This window comes from Actinobacillus pleuropneumoniae (genome assembly GCF_003290385.1).
GTDB lineage: Bacteria > Pseudomonadota > Gammaproteobacteria > Enterobacterales > Pasteurellaceae > Actinobacillus > Actinobacillus lignieresii.
The window spans coordinates 367,873-389,855 of sequence record NZ_CP030753.1 but is presented as its reverse complement, the minus strand read 5'-3'; the positions used below and the strand labels follow the sequence as shown (position 1 = coordinate 389,855).

The 21,983-nt window shown below is 40.0% G+C and carries 22 protein-coding genes and 1 pseudogene; 16 read left to right on the top strand and 7 right to left on the bottom strand.

Translation table 11 applies throughout. The features are described 5' to 3' along the window. The first annotated feature begins 34 nt into the window (after positions 1–34). The 10 genes from ppc (at position 35) to DRF63_RS01770 (ending at position 9,250) form a co-directional block, all read left to right on the top strand. Positions 35–2,674, top strand: coding sequence for a phosphoenolpyruvate carboxylase (gene ppc, locus DRF63_RS01815; protein WP_043991744.1), 2,640 nt, complete (start codon positions 35–37; stop codon positions 2,672–2,674). Between the two features lie 159 nt (positions 2,675–2,833). Further along, positions 2,834–3,430, top strand: coding sequence for an LPS export ABC transporter periplasmic protein LptC (gene lptC / locus DRF63_RS01810; protein WP_005596294.1), 597 nt, complete (start codon positions 2,834–2,836; stop codon positions 3,428–3,430). Between the two features lie 24 nt (positions 3,431–3,454). After that, positions 3,455–3,958, top strand: coding sequence for a lipopolysaccharide transport periplasmic protein LptA (gene lptA / locus DRF63_RS01805; RefSeq protein WP_005596292.1), 504 nt, complete (start codon positions 3,455–3,457; stop codon positions 3,956–3,958). Positions 3,959–3,967: 9 nt separating this feature from the next. Beyond that, entirely contained in the window at positions 3,968–4,693 is a 726-nt protein-coding gene (gene lptB, locus DRF63_RS01800) for an LPS export ABC transporter ATP-binding protein (RefSeq protein WP_009874654.1), read from the top strand. A 49-nt stretch (positions 4,694–4,742) separates the two neighbouring features. Next, positions 4,743–5,255 carry a PTS sugar transporter subunit IIA gene (locus DRF63_RS01795; RefSeq protein WP_043991742.1) on the top strand — a complete coding sequence of 171 codons (513 nt, stop codon included), beginning with the start codon at positions 4,743–4,745 and terminating at the stop codon, positions 5,253–5,255. A gap of 18 nt (positions 5,256–5,273) precedes the next feature. Further along, entirely contained in the window at positions 5,274–6,140 is an 867-nt protein-coding gene (rapZ, locus tag DRF63_RS01790; protein ID WP_005596285.1) for an RNase adapter RapZ, read from the top strand. 82 nt (positions 6,141–6,222) lie between these two features. After that, positions 6,223–7,404: an FAD-dependent 2-octaprenylphenol hydroxylase gene (locus DRF63_RS01785; RefSeq protein ID WP_005596283.1), complete on the top strand. Its 1,182-nt coding sequence runs from the start codon at positions 6,223–6,225 to the stop codon at positions 7,402–7,404. Between the two features lie 135 nt (positions 7,405–7,539). Continuing rightward, positions 7,540–8,019, top strand: a complete 480-nt coding sequence (locus DRF63_RS01780; protein WP_005596282.1) for a hypothetical protein — start codon at positions 7,540–7,542, stop codon at positions 8,017–8,019. Positions 8,020–8,099: 80 nt separating this feature from the next. Beyond that, positions 8,100–8,717: a hypothetical protein gene (locus DRF63_RS01775; protein WP_005596281.1), complete on the top strand. Its 618-nt coding sequence runs from the start codon at positions 8,100–8,102 to the stop codon at positions 8,715–8,717. Between the two features lie 56 nt (positions 8,718–8,773). After that, the gene (locus DRF63_RS01770) at positions 8,774–9,250 is read left to right on the top strand and encodes a hypothetical protein (RefSeq protein ID WP_005596280.1); all 477 of its coding nucleotides are present in this window, start codon (positions 8,774–8,776) and stop codon (positions 9,248–9,250) included. A 29-nt stretch (positions 9,251–9,279) separates the two neighbouring features. On the opposite strand, the gene ubiH is transcribed toward DRF63_RS01770, so the two are convergent. The 3 genes from ubiH to selD are packed head-to-tail and all read right to left on the bottom strand — an operon-like array spanning position 9,280 to position 11,992. Then, a complete protein-coding gene (ubiH, locus tag DRF63_RS01765) occupies positions 9,280–10,479 on the bottom strand; it encodes a 2-octaprenyl-6-methoxyphenyl hydroxylase (protein ID WP_005619895.1) in 1,200 nt (399 codons plus the stop codon). Positions 10,480–10,488: 9 nt separating this feature from the next. Next, positions 10,489–10,944 carry an NUDIX hydrolase gene (locus DRF63_RS01760; RefSeq protein WP_005596278.1) on the bottom strand — a complete coding sequence of 152 codons (456 nt, stop codon included), beginning with the start codon at positions 10,942–10,944 and terminating at the stop codon, positions 10,489–10,491. Between the two features lie 4 nt (positions 10,945–10,948). Then, positions 10,949–11,992: a selenide, water dikinase SelD gene (gene selD / locus DRF63_RS01755; protein WP_080550252.1), complete on the bottom strand. Its 1,044-nt coding sequence runs from the start codon at positions 11,990–11,992 to the stop codon at positions 10,949–10,951. A gap of 178 nt (positions 11,993–12,170) precedes the next feature. Here selD and DRF63_RS01750 point away from each other — a divergent pair, with 178 nt between their 5' ends. Continuing rightward, positions 12,171–12,959, top strand: coding sequence for an FtsZ/tubulin family protein (locus DRF63_RS01750; protein WP_233432340.1), 789 nt, complete (start codon positions 12,171–12,173; stop codon positions 12,957–12,959). A gap of 17 nt (positions 12,960–12,976) precedes the next feature. Then, positions 12,977–13,831: an FtsZ/tubulin family protein gene (locus DRF63_RS01745; protein ID WP_233432339.1), complete on the top strand. Its 855-nt coding sequence runs from the start codon at positions 12,977–12,979 to the stop codon at positions 13,829–13,831. 58 nt (positions 13,832–13,889) lie between these two features. Here the strand turns inward: DRF63_RS01745 and DRF63_RS01740 are convergent, their stop codons facing one another. From DRF63_RS01740 to DRF63_RS01730, 3 genes are all read right to left on the bottom strand, one after another. Further along, positions 13,890–14,399, bottom strand: coding sequence for a PP2C family protein-serine/threonine phosphatase (locus DRF63_RS01740; RefSeq protein ID WP_233432338.1), 510 nt, complete (start codon positions 14,397–14,399; stop codon positions 13,890–13,892). An 85-nt stretch (positions 14,400–14,484) separates the two neighbouring features. Then, positions 14,485–15,204, bottom strand: a complete 720-nt coding sequence (cobB, locus tag DRF63_RS01735) for a Sir2 family NAD+-dependent deacetylase (protein WP_005596268.1) — start codon at positions 15,202–15,204, stop codon at positions 14,485–14,487. Positions 15,205–15,259: 55 nt separating this feature from the next. Beyond that, a complete protein-coding gene (locus DRF63_RS01730; protein WP_005596266.1) occupies positions 15,260–16,039 on the bottom strand; it encodes a hypothetical protein in 780 nt (259 codons plus the stop codon). 239 nt (positions 16,040–16,278) lie between these two features. Between DRF63_RS01730 and DRF63_RS01725 the strand changes: the two are divergent. Next, positions 16,279–17,261, top strand: a pseudogene (locus tag DRF63_RS01725) (virulence RhuM family protein/type II toxin-antitoxin system death-on-curing family toxin). A gap of 59 nt (positions 17,262–17,320) precedes the next feature. Here the strand turns inward: DRF63_RS01725 and DRF63_RS01720 are convergent. Beyond that, entirely contained in the window at positions 17,321–18,289 is a 969-nt protein-coding gene (locus tag DRF63_RS01720; protein ID WP_005596262.1) for a helix-turn-helix transcriptional regulator, read from the bottom strand. Between the two features lie 133 nt (positions 18,290–18,422). Between DRF63_RS01720 and prfB the strand changes: the two genes are divergently transcribed. The 3 genes from prfB to DRF63_RS01705 all read left to right on the top strand — a co-directional run bounded on the left by prfB (position 18,423) and on the right by DRF63_RS01705 (position 21,979). Continuing rightward, positions 18,423–19,521 (top strand): peptide chain release factor 2 gene (gene prfB, locus DRF63_RS01715; RefSeq protein ID WP_100068066.1). Its coding sequence is split into 2 segments (ribosomal slippage): positions 18,423–18,497 and positions 18,499–19,521, totalling 1,098 coding nucleotides; the frame shifts between segments, so codons are not numbered across the junction. Beyond that, positions 19,522–20,568: an AEC family transporter gene (locus DRF63_RS01710; protein ID WP_005596260.1), complete on the top strand. Its 1,047-nt coding sequence runs from the start codon at positions 19,522–19,524 to the stop codon at positions 20,566–20,568. Between the two features lie 77 nt (positions 20,569–20,645). Further along, positions 20,646–21,979 (top strand): IS3-like element ISApl3 family transposase gene (locus DRF63_RS01705; protein ID WP_108744149.1). Its coding sequence is split into 2 segments (ribosomal slippage): positions 20,646–21,099 and positions 21,099–21,979, totalling 1,335 coding nucleotides; the frame shifts between segments, so codons are not numbered across the junction. The last annotated feature ends 4 nt before the right edge of the window (positions 21,980–21,983 follow it).

Sequence of the window (21,983 nt, the reverse complement as noted above, 5' to 3'; positions counted from 1 at the left end):
CTAGTTAAATTTATGTAATACATAGGAAAAAATTATGAATCAGCCATACTCCGCTATGCGTAACAATATCCATATGCTTGGTGATTTTTTAGGCGAAACCATTCGAGAAGCCCAAGGCAATGAAATATTGGAATTAATTGAAAGTATCCGAGTACTTTCAAGAGATTCTCGTGCCGGCAATGAAAAAGCACGTGAACAATTACTGGATAAACTCGCTAATATTTCTACCGAAAACGTACTGCCCGTTGCACGTGCTTTCAGTCAATTCTTAAATCTCACCAATATTGCCGAACAATATCAAACCATCTCTCGTCATCATCAGGACGAATCTCTCGGCAATCGTTCATTAAGTGCTTTATTTGCTCGTCTGAAAGCACAAAACACACCGGTTAAAACCGTCATCAAAACCGTTGAGAAGTTATTAATCGAATTAGTCTTAACCGCTCACCCGACCGAAGTAACTCGCCGTTCGTTAGTACATAAACACGTTGAAATCAATAAATGTTTAGGGCAATTGGAACACGACGATTTAACCGAGGCGGAGCAAACCAAACTTAAACGCCGTTTAATGCAGCTGATTGCGCTTGCATGGCATACCAATGAAATCCGTGCGGCACGTCCGACGCCGGTGGATGAAGCGAAATGGGGAATGGCGATTATTGAAAACAGCTTATGGAAAGCCGTACCTGATTTTTGCCGTGAACTGAACTTTCAATTAGAAAAACATTTTGACGTACAGTATGAAGTCGCACTTTCGCCGGTACGCTTTTCTTCTTGGATGGGCGGCGACCGTGACGGCAACCCGTTTGTGACTGCCGAAATCACACAAAAAGTATTAAGAATGAACCGTTGGAAAGCGGCGGAATTATTTTTAAACGATGTTAGCGACTTGGTCGAAGAACTTTCTATCGTACAGTGTACGCCCGAATTTCGTGAGAAATACGGCGATCATATCGAGCCGTATCGCGTTGTGGTTAAAGGTTTACGTAGCAAATTACAAAAAACTTTAACTTACTTCGGCGAATTGATTGAAGCGAAACCGACCACTGTTGATCCGAGCGAAATTATCACTTGCGATAATGATTTATGGGAACCGCTCTATGATTGCTATCAATCGTTGCACGCTTGCGGTATGCGTATTATCGCTAACGGTAGTCTGTTGGACTGCTTACGCCGTATTCGTTGCTTCGGCTTAGGTTTATCTCGTTTGGATGTTCGTCAAGAAAGCTCCCGCCACGAAACGGCAATTGCCGAAATCACTCGCTATATCGGCTTAGGCGATTACGCACAATGGACGGAAGACGATAAACAAGCGTTTTTAGTGCGTGAACTAAGTTCTCGTCGTCCGTTAGTACCGACCAACTGGACGCCAAGTCCTGAAACCCAAGAAATTTTAGACACTTGCAAAGTGGTAGCCCAACAACCTGAAGGGACGATTTCCGCTTATGTGATTTCTATGGCACGCGAAGCTTCCGACGTATTAGCGGTACATTTATTATTAAAAGAAGCCGGTTGCAATTATACCCTACCGGTCGCACCGTTATTTGAAACGTTGGACGACTTGGATCATAGTGAAAAAGTGATGACCGATTTATTTAATATCGGTTGGTATCGCGGTGTGATCAACAATTATCAAATGGTGATGATCGGTTATTCCGATTCGGCTAAAGACGCCGGTATGCTTGCCGCCAGCTGGGCGCAATATCGCGCGCAAGAAGCATTGGTTAATTTAGCGGAAAAATATCATATTGAACTCGTTTTATTCCACGGGCGCGGCGGTACGGTCGGTCGCGGCGGTGCGCCGGCACACGCTGCATTACTATCACAACCGCCTCGCTCGCTAAAATCCGGTTTACGCGTCACCGAACAAGGCGAGATGATCCGCTTCAAACTCGGCTTACCCGCTGTTGCGGTCGAAACGTTAAATCTCTATGCAAGTGCGATTTTAGAAGCCAACTTATTACCGCCGCCGGAACCGAAACAAAAGTGGCGAGATATTATGGATAAAGGCGCGGCAATTTCTTGTGAAATTTATCGCGGCGTTGTTCGCGGCGAACCGGATTTTGTCCCGTATTTCCGCAGTGCGACCCCGGAGCAAGAATTAGGGAAATTACCGCTCGGCTCTCGTCCTTCAAAACGTAATCCGAACGGAGGCGTAGAAAGTTTACGTGCCATTCCTTGGATTTTCGCTTGGATGCAAAACCGTTTGATGTTACCGGCTTGGCTTGGTGCGGGTGCAGCACTACGCCAGATGATTGAACAAGGCGAAGAAAGTACGCTTAAAGAAATGTGTAACGAATGGCCGTTCTTCTCTACCCGTATCGGTATGTTAGAAATGGTGTTCTCGAAAGCGGATTTATGGCTTGCGGAACATTACGACCAACGTTTGGTGGCAAAAGAGTTACACCGTTTAGGTAAAACGCTTCGTGCGCAATTATCGGCGGACATTCAAACGGTATTGACACTTGCGCACGACGGACAGCTTATGGCGGATTTACCTTGGATTGCCGAATCTATCGCCTTACGTAACGTCTATACCGACCCGCTCAATTTACTGCAAGTAGAACTGCTGCAACGTTTACGTAGCCAAGGTGAGGTAAGAGATCCGCAATTGGAACAAGCCTTAATGATCACAATTACCGGCATTGCGGCGGGTATGCGTAATACCGGTTAGCTTGTAAAATTACGAAAAAATCGGACCGCTTACGTTAAGCAAGCGGTCTGATTTCACTGAAAGTTTACGCACTCTTACGCGATTTCTCACTTCCCATTGCTATATCCCTTCCAAAAATTGTGTTAGTATTATCAATCCTTTTTACTCATTTAGATTTTTATGAATATCCGCCTAAATATCATTTTATTAATTATTGTAGCGGCTTTGGCTGGTTGGTATGTCAGCCAACAAAAACCGGAAAATGACGGCTTGGATCAATTAATTAAAAAAGAAGGAAATCCGGATTATACGGGCAATCGTATTACGACTTCTGTTTATGATCTAAAAGGTAAGCCGCAATATTTTGCCGAAGCAAAAGAAATCAAACGTTATCAAAATACCGAACTGACCGAATTCATTCAGCCCTTGGTGGAATTATTCGATGCGGAAACCGCGCTTAAGCAATGGAAAGTCAGTGCGGATTACGCAGAAATTACCAAAGAAAAAATACTGAATCTCGACGGTAACGTAAAACTTCAAGCGCTGGATAAGAATGCGCGTTTACAAAAAATTGAAACCGATAAACTTCGTATCGATTTAAATACGCAAGATATTTCTACCGAGAGCGTAGTAAAATCCGTCGGATTAGGCATCAGTACGACCGGTACGGGTTTAAAAGGTAATTTAAAACGGCAGGTGGCAACGATTACTAAAGATGTAAAAACGTATCTTGAACCGACAATCATTAAACAATCTAACGACGAACAAAAAAATTAGAGCATTTTCTCTGAAGGATACATAATGAAATTTGCAATTAAATCTATGGTGTTTACGGCTTTATTAAGTACCAGCCTCTCGTCCTATGCACTCAAAGGCGATACCGACCAACCGATTAATATCGATTCGGGTAGCCAATCGCTTGATATGAATAGTAATGTCGTGACATTTAGCGATAATGTCGTCATTACTCAAGGTTCGATTAAAGTTACCGCAGATAAAGTAACGATTATTCGTCAAGAGGGCAAAAAAGAGACCCTCGAAGCAAGCGGTTCTCCGGTCACTTTCCAACAAACGTTGGATAACGGTAAACCGGTAAACGGAAAAGGTAATAGCGTTCACTATGATTTAAATTCCGAATTTTTAACCTTAGTCGGTAATGCGGAATTAAAACAGCAAGGTAGTTTTATCAAAGCCAGTAAAATTACTTATGATGTGAAAAAACAACAACTTAAAGCTAACAGCGGAAATAAATCTCGTGTCAAAACGATACTTATTCCGAATGAATTAAACGATAAGAAAAAATAGGTAATGCCAATGCCAACGCTTTATGCCGAACATTTAGCGAAAAGCTATAAAAATCGCCAAGTGGTAAAAGACGTCAGCTTAAATGTTAAAGCCGGTGAAATCGTGGGACTGCTCGGTCCTAACGGAGCCGGTAAAACGACAACCTTTTATATGGTGGTCGGTTTAGTACGTCACGATCAAGGTCAAATTCGTATTGATGATCAAGATATCAGCCTGTTACCTATGCACGATCGTGCTAAACAGGGAATCGGCTATTTACCGCAAGAAGCGTCCATTTTCCGCCGTTTAACGGTTTATGACAATTTAATGGCGGTGCTTCAAGTACGTAAAGATTTAACTACGCAACAGCGCAAAGCCCGTGCGGACGAATTAATCAATGAGTTTCATATCGAACATATTCGTAACAGCCTCGGGCAATCGCTTTCCGGCGGTGAACGTCGCCGTGTTGAGATCGCCCGCGCGCTTGCCGCTAACCCGCAATTTATTTTATTGGACGAGCCGTTTGCCGGTGTGGATCCGATTTCGGTTATCGATATTAAAAAGATTATCGTGAATTTAAAAGAACGCGGATTAGGCGTTCTCATTACCGATCACAACGTACGTGAAACGCTCGATGTTTGCGAACGAGCTTATATCGTAGGTAGCGGGCAAATGATTGCAAGCGGAACACCGGAAGAAGTCTTAAATAACGCTGATGTAAAACGAGTTTATTTAGGCGATCAATTTAAGCTTTAAGCTGATTAAGCGGATAATTCGGCAGAATATCCGTTTGAATGTGAATAATATGAAATTAACCGAATTTCTCACCCCGGAAAATATTCGTCAGGGCGTGCTTGTTTCAAGTAAAAAAAGAGTGCTTGAGTTAGCCGGAAAAATCATTGCGGAAGCGGCGAATAAATCCACCGCTTGTGCTGACGATGAGGGGCTTTGCCCGATAGAATGTTTCGGAAATTTATTTAAACGGGAAAAATTAGGCTCGACCGGTATTAACGGTATTGCATTGCCGCATGCGAAATTCCCCGATTCGATTGCTCTAGCCGTCGATAAACCGATAGCCGCTTTTATTCAGCTGGAAAAACCGATTGATTACGAAGCGCACGATAATAAAGAAGTTGATCTCGTTTACGCGATCATGATCCCAAGCAGTTGCTGTGAACAATATAAAAACGGGTTGCAAGAAGTCGCCCAACGTTTAAACGATAAAACTTTAACGAAACAGCTACGTTCCGCAAATAACGCCGAAGAAATCTGGCAATTATTGGTTTATGCGGATAACCAAATTCTTGAGCAAGAATAATTGTTTTTGAGGAAACCTATGGAATTAATCATTATCAGCGGGCGCTCCGGTTCCGGTAAATCCGTTGCGCTCAGAGCATTAGAAGATGTGGGATATTATTGTGTGGATAATCTCCCGCTTCCGCTTATTCCGGAATTAGCCGGTTTCTTATCCAACTCAGATCGTTCCGCCGTCGTCAGTCTTGATATTCGTAATATTCCCGAAAATCCCGAAAGCATTGAAGCCTTGTTGGAGCAATTATCAAAACTGACGATTCAAACCAAAATCATCTTCTTGGATTGCGAACGCAATACGTTAATCCGTCGTTATAGCGACACGCGTCGTTTACATCCTTTATCAAACAAAGATCTCTCGTTAGAAAGTGCGATTGATTTGGAAAATACCTTGCTTGAGCCGCTCTATCAACAAGCTAACTATATTATTGATACGACCAATATTTCCTCGCACGAATTGGCGGAAAATCTGCGCGGCATTTTACGAGGCTCAACCAATAAAGCGCTTAAAATCGTCTTTGAGTCTTTCGGCTTTAAATACGGTTTACCTGCGGATGCCGATTATGTATTTGACGTACGTTTCTTACCGAATCCGCATTGGAATCCGGAATTACGCCCGATGACAGGCTTAGAACAACCGGTTATCGACTTCCTTGAACGTCAAACCGAAGTGCATAATTTTATCTATCAAACACGCAATTATTTAGAAATGTGGTTGCCGATGTTAGAAAAAAATAACCGTAGCTATCTGACAATTGCTATCGGTTGTACCGGTGGAAAACATCGTTCCGTCTTTATTGCCGAACAATTAGCGAAATATTTCCAAAGTCGAGATAAAGACGTGCAAATTCGCCATCGTAGTCTAGAAAAACACCACAAAAAAATAAGTTAATCCGTCAAGCGATCAAATTTAGATAAATTTTTACAAATTTATCGGAAAATCTGACCGCTTCTCATTTATAAACGATATTGATATGAAATCAGCAGATATTGTCATTATTGGCGGCGGTATGGTCGGGCTGGCATTTGCGGCACTACTAAAAAATACCGAGAGTCAAATTAAGATTATTGAAAAACAAGTACCGCAAACCACGAAAACTTTTTCAAATCGAGTCAGTGCGATTAATGCAACCAGTGAAAAAATGCTTGAGCAAGTCGGTGCATTGCAGCTTATTCAAACCGAGCGTTTATCGCCTTATCAAAAAATGTCGGTATGGGAACAAGACAGTTTTGCTCACATTGAGTTTGATAATAGCGATCCGAGTATTCGGCAACTCAGTTTATCTCAACTGGGATTTATTATTGAAAATAATCAAATTCAATCGGCACTATGGCAACAAGTAAGCCGACAAGATAATGTAGAAATTATCTTAAGCGAGCCGAAAACCGTCGGCATCAACGAAAATGGTGCTTTTCTGACCTTTGCGAATAATGAAATGATTTCCGCTAAATTAGTGGTCGGGGCGGACGGTGCCAATTCTTGGCTTCGCCGACAAATGCATATTCCGCTTGTAAGCAAAGATTACGAGCAAACCGCATTAGTATGTAATGTCAAAACCGTTGAACCTCATCATAATATCGCTCGCCAAATTTTCTCTCCGAAGAGCATTTTGGCATTTTTACCGTTAGCCGATGAAAATTTATGCTCTATCGTCTGGTCTTTACCGCCGGAAAAAGCGCAACAATTACAACATTGCGAAGTGCAACAATTTAATCGGGAGCTCACCATTGCTTTTGACAACCGCTTAGGCTTAATCGAATTACAAAGCGAACGAGCGATTTACCCGCTTACCGCACGCTATGCGAGAGATTTCGCTCAACCTCGCTTTGCTTTAATCGGGGATGCGGCGCATACGATTCATCCGCTTGCCGGTTTAGGCGTGAACTTAGGTTTTGCCGATGCGATCACCCTTGCCCAAGAGATCAAACAACATTTAACGCTCGACCATGATATCGGCGAATATCGTCATTTACGTCGTTTTGAACGAATACGTAAAACGGAAGCAATAAAATTACTGGCTGCGATGGAAGGCTTAAAACAGCTGTTTCAGGGAAGTCACCCCGTCAAAAAACTGATACGAGGCGTAGGTTTATCCGCAACCAATCAACTACCGGTATTAAAGAAATTATTGATTGCTCAGGCGGTGGGTATTTGACTTGTCTGTTTTTTAGTCAGATAATATTAACCGATAGATTTTTACTGAACTATCCTTTTCAGAAACAGTCTATTATCAGTACAATAGACTACGCCCTATAAAGGGAATTTTTCATCTTATTTTTAAGGACAACGAATGAAAAAATTAGCAACAATCGGTGCGGTTGCACTTTTAGCGTTTAGCGTAACGGCATGTAACAAAGCGGATCCTGCAGCGGATTACAAAAAATTCCAAGAATGGTACCAAGTTCAAGAGCAAACCCAAGCGACCGCTCAAGCCGAATTACAAAAACAATTAACCGAAGTAATGAGCCAAGCTCAAAAAGACCCTAAAGCATTAGAAGCGGTGTTAAACACTTTCGCAGGTAAAGTACAAGAAACGTTAAAAAGTTTAGACGCGGTTGATGTGAAAAGTGCGGAAATTAAAGCGTTAAAAGATAAAACTAAAGCGGTTTTAGGTTTATCAAACGAAGTAATTTCCGAACAAGTAAAAGTGATGGCGGCACCTACTGCGGAAGCGCAACAAGCTATTCAAGCGAAAGCGACTCAATTAAACCAAGCGGCGCAAGAGCTTCAAAAATTACAAGCCGATTTAAAAGCGAAATTTGAAAAATAATTCGGCTGATAAGTTAAAATATAACAAAGGTTAGAACGGAAAGGTTCTAACCTTTTTCCACATCATAAACAGGTAAGAAAATGACAAAATTCACAAAAATTAGTGCAACCGCATTATTCGCTTTATTTTTAACCGCTTGCGATAAACCGGCAAATAAGCCTGCGGCAGAGCAAGCGGCGGCAACACCGGCTCCGGCGGCTCAAGCGCAAACTGAAGCGGCCAAACCGGCTGAACCGGTTGTCGATACCGGTGCGGAAGATTACAAGAAATTCCAAGAATGGCAACAAGTGCAAGAAAAATCTATCGGTAACGCAATTAACACCGAAATTGAAAAATTAGGTGAAAAATCGAAAGATCCGGCAGTAGTTCAAGATACAATGAATAAAGCGATTCTTGCTCAAATCGAAAATATTCAAAAAAGTGCGGCGACTTTAGATATTAAAGATGCGCAAGTTAATGCACTTAAAGACAAAGCGCTTGAAGCGATGGCATTAGGTGCAAAAATGATTACCGAAAATGACAAACTTGCGAAAAACCCTACACCCGATGCACATAAAGCATTCGGCGAGTTACAAGCGCAATTAGATAAAATTGCGGCGGAAGGGCAAAAAATTGAAGCCGAATTAGCAACCAAATACGGTCCAGCTCCAGCTCCAGCTCCAGCTCCAGCTCCAGCTCCAGCTCCAGCTCAAAAATAGTATAACTTGGCGGCTAGGATTTTCTAGCCGTTTTTATCTCCAATAACGACATCATAATGTTTAAAATTATAAAAATTACCCTTTCTTTTCCTATTGTTTTAGGTCTTATCGGTTGCTCGAATATACGAGAAAACCATTCTCCCCAAGCGGATTTTCAGCGTTTTTATCATTGGGATGAAGTGTATGGCAACGACTATATACAAGCGACGTTACTGACGATGCACAGTCTGGAAGTGGCAAAAAATACGCCCTCCAGAATTGATGCGATACAGAACTATCTAGAAGAAGTGGATACAATCCAAGCCTCGCTAGATTATTTGGATATCCAAAACGATGAAATTTTACCGATTAAAAATATCGGCTTAAGAGCGTTACAATTAAGCCAAGAAACGTTCAGAGATATGATTAAATTAGAATCGCAACCTAACGAAGCCTTGGCTCAATCGGTACAAGATAAAGGGAAAATAATTACTCAACTAGGTAATGAAATCTCGCATGAAAAATTAAAATTAATGAAAAAATATCAACTATAAAAAAGGACGCCCAGTGCGTCCTTTTAATTTTATTGCCAACCTAAAGCCTTATTCGCAATATTTTCTCGAAGCAATTTGCTATGCGAAATCGCAAATAAGCCTAAATTTCTGACCGCTTGTAGCGGTAATAAATCGCAAGAAAACAGTGAAATTAAACCGCTTGTTAGAGAAATAATCTGCGCTTGATCTTGCTTTCTTGCTTGCTCGAATTGATTAAGCAATGCGAACGCACCTAAATCTTTTCCTTGTGCAAAGGCTTTGGCTAACAGCTGTGCAAGAGTAAACAGATCTCGCATTCCAAGATTAAAGCCCTGCCCGGCGACCGGGTGCAATAACTGTGCGGCATTCCCCACAATTGCCAAGCGATGATGAATATGCGATTGCGCTTTTTGCGAAGTGAGCGGATAAACAAACCGCTTGCTGACTCGCTCAAACTTTCCTAATGTCCAACCGAATTGCAGCTGTAATTGCGAAAGAAAATCTTCATCGGTAAGGCTCTGCAAATCTTCCGCTTGTTTCACACACCAAACTAACGACATTCGATTATCACTTAACGGCAATAAGGCTAACGGCCCTTGCGTCGTAAAACGCTCAAAAGCTTGCCCTTGATGCGGTTCACTAATTTCAACATTGGCAATCAAAGCCGATTGTTGATAATCCTTTAATAGCTCAGTTTCAACGCCACACTGCAGAGCAATTTTGGATTGGATCCCATCTGCCGCTACCATTAATTGCGTGCGAAGCCGCTCACCGTTTTGCAATCTAAGCAAAACTTCAGTTTGTAAACGTTCGAAATGAACTATTTGATTCGGACAAAACCAATGGATATTCGGCTGCTGCTCAATACAAGCGGTCAAATTTTTGCCTAATTTTGCCAGCTCCACCACGACACCTAATTGTGCTAAATTCAGTTCACTTGCTTTTAATGTCGTTTTACCGAAATGACCGAGGTCTGACACCTGAATCTGTTGGATTGGCGTTGCAATTTGCTGAATTTGTTCGGCAAGTGAGCTGCCGGCAAGCGGTCGAATTTGCGCAAATTTTTGCAAACTGCCTTGTGCCAACGCAATACTACGTGCATCAAAACCGCCTTGTTGCGCATAATCAGGCAACTGTTTTTCAACGATCGCAATCCGCATTTTATGCTGCGACAAGCTACTTAACGCCAATGCCAGTACCGAACCGGTCACCGCACCGCCAACAATAACCACATCAAATTGCTCTGCCATTTCCACCTCTTATTCAAATACACGTAATACATCAAGCGGATAGCTCTCACCGCTCAAATAATCTTCGAGTGATTGAGTGACTAACGGATTTCGCTCACATTGCCCATCTTGCTGAATAAAGTGTTTAAACTCCTCCAAACTCAACCAAAATCCTTGAGTAATATCGCTATCCTGCGGAGCAATCGGCACAAAATCGTCTAACTCAACCGCAAATACAAAACGTAAATAATCGGTCTGTGAACGAGGTGCGTGCCATTGATAAATCTTAATTAAGCGTTGGACTTTGGCACGAATCCCTGTTTCCTCAAATAACTCTCTACTCGCCCCTTCCAACAACGTTTCATTTGCTTCCAAATGCCCTGCCGGTTGGTTTAAGGTTCGTTTACCGTATTCGATTTCTTCCACAAATAAAAATTTACCTTTGCAATGCACCACACAGGCTAAAGTGATATTCGGTTTATGCATACCCTTAAATAACCTCGATTAACGGCTTCATAGTGTCCGCTTCAAGTAAACGACCAACTCTAAATAAAGGCACATTAGCTTGTTTTGCAATTTGTTTCACATTATCGACTGCTTGTGAGCGTACCGCAATTAACAAACCACCTGATGTTTGCGGATCACATAAAATCGCCTTTTGCTCATCGGTCATAGCTGAAATCAAATGTCCATAACTGTCAAAATTACGGTTCGTTCCGCCCGGTACAGCACCTTGAGCGATATAGTCTTTTACACCGTCTAACGTATGAATTTCAGCAAAATTCACTTCGGCACGTACATTAGAGCCTTGGCAGATTTCACTTAAATGTCCTAATAAACCGAAACCGGTTACATCCGTCATTGCCGTCACATCTGCTAATTGTGAAAATTGTGCACCAATCAAATTAATCTGACACATTACATCACGTGCAAGATTCTGATGTTCCACCTTTAATAAACCTTTTTTCTCAGCGGTTGTTAATACGCCGATACCGAGCGGTTTAGTTAAAAACAGTTCGCAACCGGCTTGTGCCGAAGCATTCTTTTTCACTTGCTCGGTACTAACCGTTCCGGTTACCGCCAGCCCGAAAATCGGTTCAGGCGAATCAATCGAATGACCGCCGGCTAAGGCAATACCGGCTTGCTGACAAGCAAAACGCCCGCCTTCCACAATTTTTTGCGCCACTTCCGCCGGCAATTTGTTTACCGGAAAGCCCAAAATTGCAATCGCCATAATCGGCTTACCGCCCATCGCAAACACATCACTTAACGCATTTGCCGCCGCAATGCATCCGAAATCAAACGGATCGTCCACAATCGGCATAAAAAAGTCCGTGGTACTGATAATACCAATGCCATTACCGATATCATAAACAGCGGCATCATCGGCAGTTTCATTCCCCACTAATAAATTCGGATCAATAAATTTGTCCAGCTGACTTTGTAAAATTGTCCCTAACACCTTAGGAGAAATTTTACAGCCTCAACCGGCACCGTGACTGTATTGCGTCAAACGAATCGGTTCTTCCGCCATTTTATACCTCGTAATCTATCTCTGAATTCGGTTATTGTACGCCAACAAGCGGTCAGATTTGAGAAATTTTTTGCAAAAACCCATAATGAACGCTAGCACGACACGAAATGTCGCACCTATTGGTTACTATTAATATTCAAAAAATTAAGTGTTCTTATTCTTATATAGGAAAATCAGTATGTTTAGCAAAATTTGTTCTCTTTTCAAACGTTTTAATCGGAAAACCCCACAAACTAAAATTGTTTCACAACCGCAATATAGTAAATCCCCCCAAGTTACAACATTGCCTAAAAAATATAAAAAACGTTATCCGCTCATTACCCTAAAACCCTCTTTAATTACACCCAAAAATAATCGTATAACCGTTACACCTGAAAGTAAGATTCGCTTTATTGGTATTGGTAGTGCAGGACAAAATATCTTAATGGAAGTGGCAAATGTTTTACCCGAACAGGATTATCTGTTAATCAATACCAATCTGATTTCTCTACGTAAATCATCGTTTAATACGCTACATATAGGCAATTCTCCCATTGGTTGCGGACCTGATCCGTTACTTGCTCAAGAAGCGGTGAAGATAAGTGAACCGCAACTTATCGAAGCAGTCACCGGACAAGATATTATCGTTTTATTTTGTGGTTTAGGTGGAGGAAATGGTACGGGTATTGCTCCGGAAATAGCTCGTTTAGCTAAAGCACAAGGCTGTCAAGTTTTGGCATTTATCGTCACTCCTTTTTATTTTGAGGGTAATAAACGTAGCCGATTGGTCTATTTCGCCAAACAGAAATTAGCAACCGCTTGTGATATTTGTGAACTGTTTAATAACAATGATTTATTAAGGCTGGCAGATACAATCACAATGGAAAGTGCAATTCAAACACAAAATGCTCTCATTATTCAACGCATTAAGCATTATCTAGGACTTACAGCTAAACGCCCGTTTCACATCAGTATCTATAAACCATAAGTCTCCTTGGAGGAAATATGTTTGTTCCAATGCAAGAACCAAATAATCTAATTATTCGCCTTATCGGTATTGGCGAATCAGGCGGCAAACTTATTCAGAAAATGATAAGAAATCCCGCTGAAAATGTATTTTATATTGCCATTGATTACAATGAACAGCGTTTAAGCAAAGTGATGACACATCATAAATTACTTGTAACCTCGGCAGAACAGCAACAAAAAGCGATAGAATTACTCAAAAGTGTCGATTTCTTACTGATCTATGTTGATATTGAGAATGAAGAAGACTTTAATATTGCTCAAGCATTGATTCAAACAAGCAATAACACGCTTGTAGTGATTGCTACCCAATATTTACAAGAAAATACTCAAATTATTGAACGTACAAAAAAACTCCATACTGATCACAGTTGCATAGTACATTTTGACTTACAGAAAGAATGTGAAATTTATCAATTAGCTGAGCAAGAAGCGAAAAATCATCTTGAACAAAGATTAATTCAATTTTCACACCTACCAAATATAGTGTCCTGTCCGGGGTTCATTAATATTGATATTCAAGATGTTTGTTCAATCCTTTGGGGAGCGAATAATGCATTTTTTATCATGGCATCTGCCTCTGGGAAAAATAGAGCAGAATTAATTATAAAGAAATTTATTGAGCTGGCTAAATTTAGACATTTCTTTCAAGTTAATGCCGTTCTTATCGATATACAATCAGGTTTAAATCTTGAACTTAACGAAATTAATCTAATTCTGGATGGAATTCATTCGATAAGCAATGAAGCCGGTACGATAATTTTCGGTACATCAATATCCGAATCAGACTCGGAAACTCTTACTGTTATGGGGATTTTTGCTTGTTTTTGCTAGTAAAACAAGCGGTTAAAAATACTAAATTTTTTGCAAAACAAAGCCCTCAAAAGAGGGCTTATCTTCTACACACAATCACTGAGAAATCATCATTAAATCTTTGTCGTTTTACATACTTTCTATAAGCGGTAATTTTTTCTTCAAAATCCGCAATTAAGCAAGATTCCAAACCATTATATAGCCCTGAATACTCCACATCCTCTATTGCGATTCCATCTGCTTTTAATATTGAAATTAAAGTATGATCTTGGCTTATCTGTTGCCATTTTCCATTCTCTGAGATTTTATATGCTCGACTATTGCCAACATTAATTAAATTAACTAATCCATCATTATCGATTTGGCAAGCTACGAATGTAGTCGCACTACCTAAATATTTTTCTGAATAGATTTCACAAAATAATTTATGTTGATAACGTAACCAAGAAGCTGAAAGATTTTCGCAAGTTTTTAATTGATTCATAAAAAATCGGCTTGCTAACTGGGAGTTTGGACTATGAGAAACACCATCAGCAATACCGATTATTACTGATTCTTGCCGTAACGTTACCACGTCTGCTAATTTCAAAATATATTGGTAAACTTCAATGCCATTAAATAATGCATCTTAGTTGACTTTTTTATGTTTAGCCGATTGTTGGGTAAAATAAATATTAAACATATTTATCCAATAATTCTCTCACACATTTTGGCACAATCTCAGTTGCTTTTCCCTGATGACAACTATGAAATGAGGAATGTTTTTCACTCGGTTCTAAATTCAGCTCCACCGTCACAGCACCGGCTCGATCCGCAATATTCACAAAGCCTGCTGCCGGATAAACATTACCGGAAGTACCAATCGAGATAAAGTAATCACATTCCCATAAAGCATCTTCAATACGATTCATTTGTAGTGGCATTTCCCCAAACCAAACGATATGTGGGCGTAATTTTTGAGGAGGCTGGCAGCATTGGCACAGGCTCTCATCCGTAATATCTTCTTGCCAGTCATATACCGTTCCCTTTCTTACACAACGTACTTTAAGCAGTTCTCCGTGCATATGTACAATACGTTTACTGCCCGCACGTTCGTGTAAATTATCTACATTTTGCGTGACTAATAAGAAATTATCGTCTAGCTTTTCTTCTAGTTCTGCTAAGGCTAAATGTGCTGCATTAGGTTGCACATCTGCATCAAATAACCTTGCCCGACGTGCATTATAAAAACGTTGTACTAATTCAGGATTACGCATAAATCCTTCAGGCGTTGCAACATCATCGACTTTATGATTTTCCCATAATCCCGTGCTCGCTCGGAATGTTTCAATCCCAGATTCCGCAGAAATCCCCGCCCCGGTTAAAACCACCACTTTTGGTAAATTTTTATTCATTATTTACTCCCAAGCTTTAATTTAAAAATGTAGTACAACATTTTTATAAATCTTACTAACAATTTTTATTCAGCAAGTGCTTAACCAAACTGTCCCTTGCAGAACTATCTTTTTTATATCTTGAGCTAGGATGTCTAATTCGATAACCGTCTATGGTTGAATAAATTTCATTATGTTCTGCTTGCTCGGAAAATTTAAAAAATTCTACATATTTTTTAGGTAAAAGATTCCCCGACTTATCATAAAACTCATCTTTGCCTGAAAAATCTAAATTAAACATACGTTTTCTGGAATCTACTCCACCGTTACCTGTAGCAAAAATAATAATACGAGGTTTTAAAATTTCAATTTGAGCTTTTAATAATTCAGCTGACAACTTTTCTAATTCTAAAATGGAAATTCCCTCATTATTCTTTTTAGGATCACCTTTTTTAAAATCAAAAGCGTATAAATTCCCCCATAGAATACCTTTCTCATTAAAATTCCTCGTTAATTTACGGATAAAGTGGAAAAATGTCTTTCCTTTTCCAGTTTTATGCGGATCCGCCGTCTTATTAAAATACTCTTTACTCTTATCAAGCATATATTTAACTTCAGCTAAACCATATTTTTGATAGTCTCTTTCAGAAAACCAACCTCTTGTTTCTCTTCCAATAACTAAAATACGATGATTTTCTGGCACGTTAGAATACCCATCCGGTACAAAACCTAAATGAATATTAGACCAATTCCCTGAAGAACGGATCTTTTCCACCAAAGAAACGTGATTTTCTAAAATCGTAGCATAACGATTTTCTAACTTTTCTCTAAGAAATAAATCTTCTTCGTATTTCATAAAAATGCCCTTAACTAAATACCTACCATAAAAAACATTGAAATTATTATACTCATCACCACGACACATTGTGTCGTATTAAATAATATTTTATTCAAGAATAATATAAATTCTAATCTCTTACAACAAAGAAAGAAATTTTATTAATTTTTGTAAATCCTCGATCTACATCGCAAAACTATTCAAATATTTTTCTGCATATTCCACTAAGGTAATGATGTCAATAAAAGGAGAAAAATATGACAAATCCAATCGAAATCTATCAAGCTGAAGACGGCTCAACTCAAGTTGAAGTTCGGTTGAAAATGAAAGCGTTTGGCTTTCACAAGCTCAAATGGCGAAGATTTTTGAAACCTCAACAGATAATATTAGTTTACATTTAAAGAATATTTTTAATGAGAAAGAACTAGAAGAAATTCCAACTACCAAGGATTTCTCGGTAGTTCGATTAGAAGGTAATCGTAAAGTTACCAGACAGGTCAAACACTATAATCTTGATGCGGTTATTTCTGTTGGCTATCGAGTAAAGTCCAAATCAGCTACCCAATTTCGTATCTGGGCGACCAGTCGTTTAAAAGATTATTTGACGAAAGGTTATGCAATTAATCAAAAACGTCTGCAACAAAATGCCAATGAATTAGAGCAAGCCTTAGTTCTAATTCAAAAAACAGCAAATTCTTCAGAACTAACAATCGAAAGCGAACGAGGTTTGGTTGATATTGTCAGCCGTTATACTCATACGTTTTTGTGGTTGTAACAATATGATGAGGGTTTGCTAATCGAACCCAAAGTTCAAGCCGGAGGGAAATTACCGACCATTGAACAAGCTAAACAAGCATTACACGAATTAAAGCGACAATTAATGGTTCGAGGAGAAGCCTCCGAGTTATTCGGGCTTGAGAGAGATAACGGACTTTCTGCTATTTTAGGTAATATCGAACAAACTGTATTTGGTGAACCAGCTTATCCAGGTATTGAAGCAAAAGCAGCACATTTACTCTACTTTGTCGTCAAAAATCACCCATTTGCTGATGGAAATAAACGAAGTGGAGCTTTCTTATTTGTGGATTTTCTACATAGAAATCAACGCTTATTTAATCAAAACAATCTCCCGATTATTAACGACACCGGGCTTGCTGCACTCACATTATTAGTTGCTGAATCCGATCCAAAGCAGAAAGAAATCTTAATTAGATTGATAATGCATATGTTAAAACGTTAAAGTTAGACGGTAAGATTCACAAGATTTATTATAAATCTTACCGCTTGATTTATTCTTAATTACTCTGAAATTGCTTCTCTTTTAATATCCCAAATATCCGTTCCAAATTTACGAATCCACCAAGTTAGCATTTCATTGTCAGGAACAGTGGCTTGGATTCGGTAAAACGCTTCGGTTTCTTGCAAAATTTGCTGATCTTTTGAAAGCGGTGTTTCGGTTAAGTGGAAGCCTGCAGAATGAGAGATGGAGAAAGTCAATTTAACCATACTGCCATCACCGAAACCGAAACTCCCCTGTTCTTGATAGTGTTTAAGATTAAAATCTTTCGGATATTCAAAACTGAAAGTCGAAACTGCTGCTTTTTTAATACGATGTAAGGCAAGATGACGATAATTTTCAAACCCCTCATATTGCACAACTAAATACATTGCACCACCTTGTTGAACCAAAGCCAGCGGCATCACTTGCGCTTTATTTTTCTTACCGTGCTGATTTTGATATTCAACATTCAGTAATTTATTTTCAAATAATGCCGAACTGACCGCTTCAAAAATATCAGGAGAAACTTTCGCAGGAAGTAATGGCTGGCTGGTCGGTACGCTGCTAACTTTATCCAACCATTTATATTCAAGCGTTTCTTTACCAAATTGTTTTTGATAACGTGCTTCATCAAAAAACGGTTTGAGGGATTTCATTAAATTCGCCGGCAACAGATTCTTTAAATGTTCCTCCGCCAACATTAATAATAAAGATTCGTGAGCCGTTAACGTAGAAATTGCCAGTCCTTTCGCTTGTTCTTTCCAACGATAAGCGTGCTGAATATCACGATCATCTTTTTCAATATCAAAATGTTCACATAAAATATTTAATGTTCTCTGTACGGTACGAATATCTTTATCGAAACCGAGTTCTTCTAATTGGGAATGTAATTGCTTTGCAGTAATGTAACGCCCTTTTCCCTTTGGAATACGACGTAAGATTTCCAATTGGAAAAGGGTATTATGAATATTTTGGGGGCGTTTAGGCATAATTTATTCCTTTGTTTTTTTATTTATTATAGCAATGTCAGGCGGTCAAATCTGCGCAATTTTTTGCAAAAATCCCCAAAAAAACGACCGCTTGAGCTATAATTCTTGATCAATTTTAAAAGAGGGAAAAATAATGTTTGAACTAAATCCGATTAAAACTCAATTAGCCGATTTAACCGAGCGTACTAATGTACTTCGGGGGTATCTTTGACTTTGATGCCAAAGTCGAGCGTTTAGAAGAAGTCAATGCTGAATTAGAACAACCAGAAATTTGGAATACGCCGGAAAAAGCACAAGCGTTAGGTAAAGAACGCTCTGCGTTAGAAATGGTGGTCAATACGATCCGTACATTAGATCAAGGTGTGGAGGATGTTGAAGGCTTAATCGAATTAGCCGTAGAAGCGGAAGACGAGGATACGTTTAACGAAGCACAAGCTGAAGCAAACGAATTAGAAGAAAAATTAGCGAAACTTGAATTCCAACGTATGTTTAGCGGTCAGCACGATGCAGCTGATTGTTATGTCGATTTACAAGCCGGCTCAGGCGGTACGGAAGCGCAAGACTGGACGGAAATGTTGCTACGTATGTATTTACGTTGGGCAGAAAGCAAAGGCTTTAAAACTGAATTAATCGAGGTGTCGGATGGTGATGTTGCCGGTTTAAAATCGGCAACCGTTAAAATCACCGGCGAATATGCGTTTGGCTGGTTGCGTACCGAAACCGGTATTCACCGTTTGGTGCGTAAATCGCCATTTGATTCGAATAACCGCCGCCATACTTCATTTGCGGCTGCTTTCGTTTATCCGGAAATTGATGATGATATTGATATCGAAATCAATCCGGCGGATTTACGTATTGACGTGTATCGAGCGTCCGGTGCGGGAGGTCAGCACGTCAATAAAACCGAATCGGCGGTGCGTATTACTCATATTCCATCCGGTATTGTGGTGCAATGTCAGAACGGTCGTTCGCAACACCAAAACAAAGATCAATGTATGAAGCAGCTTAAAGCAAAATTATACGAGATGGAAATGATGAAGAAGAATGCGGAAAAACAAGCGATGGAAGAAAGTAAATCGGATATCGGTTGGGGCAGCCAAATTCGTTCGTATGTGTTAGACGACTCTCGTATCAAAGATTTGCGTACCGGTGTTGAAAACCGCAATACGCAAGCGGTACTTGACGGTGATTTAGATAAATTTATAGAAGCCAGCCTTAAAGCGGGGCTTTAGTTGCAAGCGGTTAAATTTGTAAAAAATATTGCAAATTTGACCGCTTATTTTTTACTCGGGAGCCGGATTATGTTTTTCGAATCTTTGCAATTTAGTATAGGAGTAATGCTACCGACCATTCTTTTGATGTTATTAGGGATTTTTTTGCGCCGTCGCAAATTTGTGGATGACGACTTTTGTAATACCGCCTCAAAAGTGATGTTTAATTTCGCATTACCGACGATGTTATTTTTAAATGTGGTAAAAAGTCCGTTGGACTATTCCAAAGATCTTAACCTCATTTTTGCCGGTCTAAGCGGTACGCTAATTATTTATCTGATAGCGGAATGGTGGGCGGCAAAATATATCCGTGAGCGGGGTTATCGTTGTATTTTTACGCAAGGCGTCTTTCGTACGAATGCGGCGATTCTAGGGCTTGCTCTCACTATTAATGCTTACGGCGAAGCCGGACTAGCTACCGTTTCAATTTATACCGCTTCATTGGTCATTTTATTTAATGTATTAAGCGTCATTACCATTTTAAATTCATTAAGCGATCAAAAGCCTAGTGCCGCCAGACTTGCTGCCGCAGTAGCGAAAAACCCTCTTATTCAGGCAATAGTATTAGGAATCGTAGTCAATTACTTACAGATTCGGATTCCTAAGTCCTTAATGCAAACGGCACAATCTCTCGCTAATATTACTTTGCCGATGGCATTAATCTGTATCGGTGCAACCTTAGATTTTAAAGCGTTAAGCCAATTTCGCCAACAAACGGCGGAAAGCGAGCTCACTCGCGTGGTGCTTTATGCGTCCTTTTCGCGCTTAATATTGGCTCCGCTGTTCTTATTTATCTTAGGTAAATGGGTCTTTGCGCTCAACCCGATGCAACTCGGTATTCTATTTTTAACCGCTACCGCACCGGTTGCCGCCGCCACTTATGCAATGGTACGAGCCTATGGCGGAAACGGTAAAGGGGCGGCGAATTTGATCGGTATCACGACTATCGGTTCTATATTTACCGCCAGTCTCGGGTTATTTGTCCTACATCATTTAGGTTGGATATAAGTAAAAAGCAGCGTATAAAATGATCTGCCCCCCAAAAGTTGGACTAAACCTCCAACGGATTAAGGTGCAGATTTTTTATGACTAAATATAACTCGCTATTCAAACAACAAGTCATCGAGTTTTATCTTCAAAATGACAAAAACCGTTTATTCACTCAACGACATTTTCAATTATCCAAGAAAACCTTAACTCGATGGATTGCTCAATTTAATCATAACGGAATCAATGGGCTAGCGGTGATAGGTAAGAAGCAAAAATATTCCCCCGAATTCAAATTAACCGTCATACAAGCGGTCAAAAAGGGGCAATTTTCTGCGGAAAGCGCCTCCCTTCATTTTGGCATTGCTAATTCAGGTTCGATTAGCCAATGGTTGCACATCTTTGAAGAACAAGGTATAAACGGCTTATTACCCAAGCCCAAAGGTCGTCCGACAATGAAACCGAAATACCCCAAAATGCCTCCTCCACCTAAAACTGAAGAAGAACGCTTACGTTATCGTATTTTAGAGCTGGAAGCGGAGAATGCTTACCTAAAAAAGTTGCGGGAGTTCAACCAACAAAAAATGCGGCTAAAGCAGCCATCGTAAAAACGTTGAGAGTGGATTTTCCCTTAGAAATCCTCCTCCCTTTGACTGGTTTAAAACGTAGTACGCTCTTTTATCACTTACCGCCTAAAATCGATAAAAATGCAGTGATTAGGCAGAAAGTGATTGAGATTTATCAAGATAATGATGGCAATTACGGCTATCGTCGTATTACGTTAAAGTTACGTGATTTTTTGGGTGCGATTAACCATAAGCGTATTCAAAGGATAATGCAACAGCTTGATTTAAAAGGGAAATGTAAGCAGAGGAAATATCGCTCTTATCAAGGTGAAGTGGGTAAAATTGCCGAGAATGTATTGCAACGGGATTTTCACGCAACGGCGCCAAATGAAAAGCTCGTCACGGATATCACCGAGTTTAAATGTGCGGAAGGCAAGCTCTATTTATCGCCTATTAAGGACTTGTTTAATAGTGAAATTCTTGCTTATGATTTAGCAAGAAGCCCTAACTTTGAGCAAGTGATGCGGATGCTAAAGCAAGCAGTCGCAAAACTGCCTAAGGGCGCTAAACCGATTTTACATTCCGACCAAGGCTGGCAATACCAGATGGCAGACTATCAAGACATGCTGAGAAAACATCATATTAAACAAAGTATGTCGAGAAAAGCGAATTGCTTGGATAATGGGGCAATGGAAAGTTTTTTTGGGCGATTGAAAACGGAATGTTACTTTGGTAAGCGATTTGAAACTTTCGAACAACTTGAGAAAGTGATTCACGAGTACATTCATTATTACAACAATGAGCGTATTCAAGTGAAATTAAAAGGACTGAGCCCTGTACAATACAGAACTCAGTCCTTAAATTAAACAG

Coding starts and splice junctions, on each gene's coding strand:
- DRF63_RS01730 (WP_005596266.1), bottom strand. CDS start 16,039: ATGAAATACGAAGAAGATTTATTTCTTAGAGAAAAGTTAGAAAATCGT.
- DRF63_RS01795 (WP_043991742.1), top strand. CDS start 4,743: ATGAAATTAACCGAATTTCTCACCCCGGAAAATATTCGTCAGGGCGTG.
- DRF63_RS01750 (WP_233432340.1), top strand. CDS start 12,171: ATGTTTAGCAAAATTTGTTCTCTTTTCAAACGTTTTAATCGGAAAACC.
- DRF63_RS01770 (WP_005596280.1), top strand. CDS start 8,774: ATGTTTAAAATTATAAAAATTACCCTTTCTTTTCCTATTGTTTTAGGT.
- DRF63_RS01775 (WP_005596281.1), top strand. CDS start 8,100: ATGACAAAATTCACAAAAATTAGTGCAACCGCATTATTCGCTTTATTT.
- lptA (WP_005596292.1), top strand. CDS start 3,455: ATGAAATTTGCAATTAAATCTATGGTGTTTACGGCTTTATTAAGTACC.
- lptC (WP_005596294.1), top strand. CDS start 2,834: ATGAATATCCGCCTAAATATCATTTTATTAATTATTGTAGCGGCTTTG.
- DRF63_RS01745 (WP_233432339.1), top strand. CDS start 12,977: ATGTTTGTTCCAATGCAAGAACCAAATAATCTAATTATTCGCCTTATC.
- lptB (WP_009874654.1), top strand. CDS start 3,968: ATGCCAACGCTTTATGCCGAACATTTAGCGAAAAGCTATAAAAATCGC.
- ubiH (WP_005619895.1), bottom strand. CDS start 10,479: ATGGCAGAGCAATTTGATGTGGTTATTGTTGGCGGTGCGGTGACCGGT.
- rapZ (WP_005596285.1), top strand. CDS start 5,274: ATGGAATTAATCATTATCAGCGGGCGCTCCGGTTCCGGTAAATCCGTT.
- DRF63_RS01780 (WP_005596282.1), top strand. CDS start 7,540: ATGAAAAAATTAGCAACAATCGGTGCGGTTGCACTTTTAGCGTTTAGC.
- ppc (WP_043991744.1), top strand. CDS start 35: ATGAATCAGCCATACTCCGCTATGCGTAACAATATCCATATGCTTGGT.
- cobB (WP_005596268.1), bottom strand. CDS start 15,204: ATGAATAAAAATTTACCAAAAGTGGTGGTTTTAACCGGGGCGGGGATT.
- DRF63_RS01785 (WP_005596283.1), top strand. CDS start 6,223: ATGAAATCAGCAGATATTGTCATTATTGGCGGCGGTATGGTCGGGCTG.
- DRF63_RS01760 (WP_005596278.1), bottom strand. CDS start 10,944: ATGCATAAACCGAATATCACTTTAGCCTGTGTGGTGCATTGCAAAGGT.
- DRF63_RS01720 (WP_005596262.1), bottom strand. CDS start 18,289: ATGCCTAAACGCCCCCAAAATATTCATAATACCCTTTTCCAATTGGAA.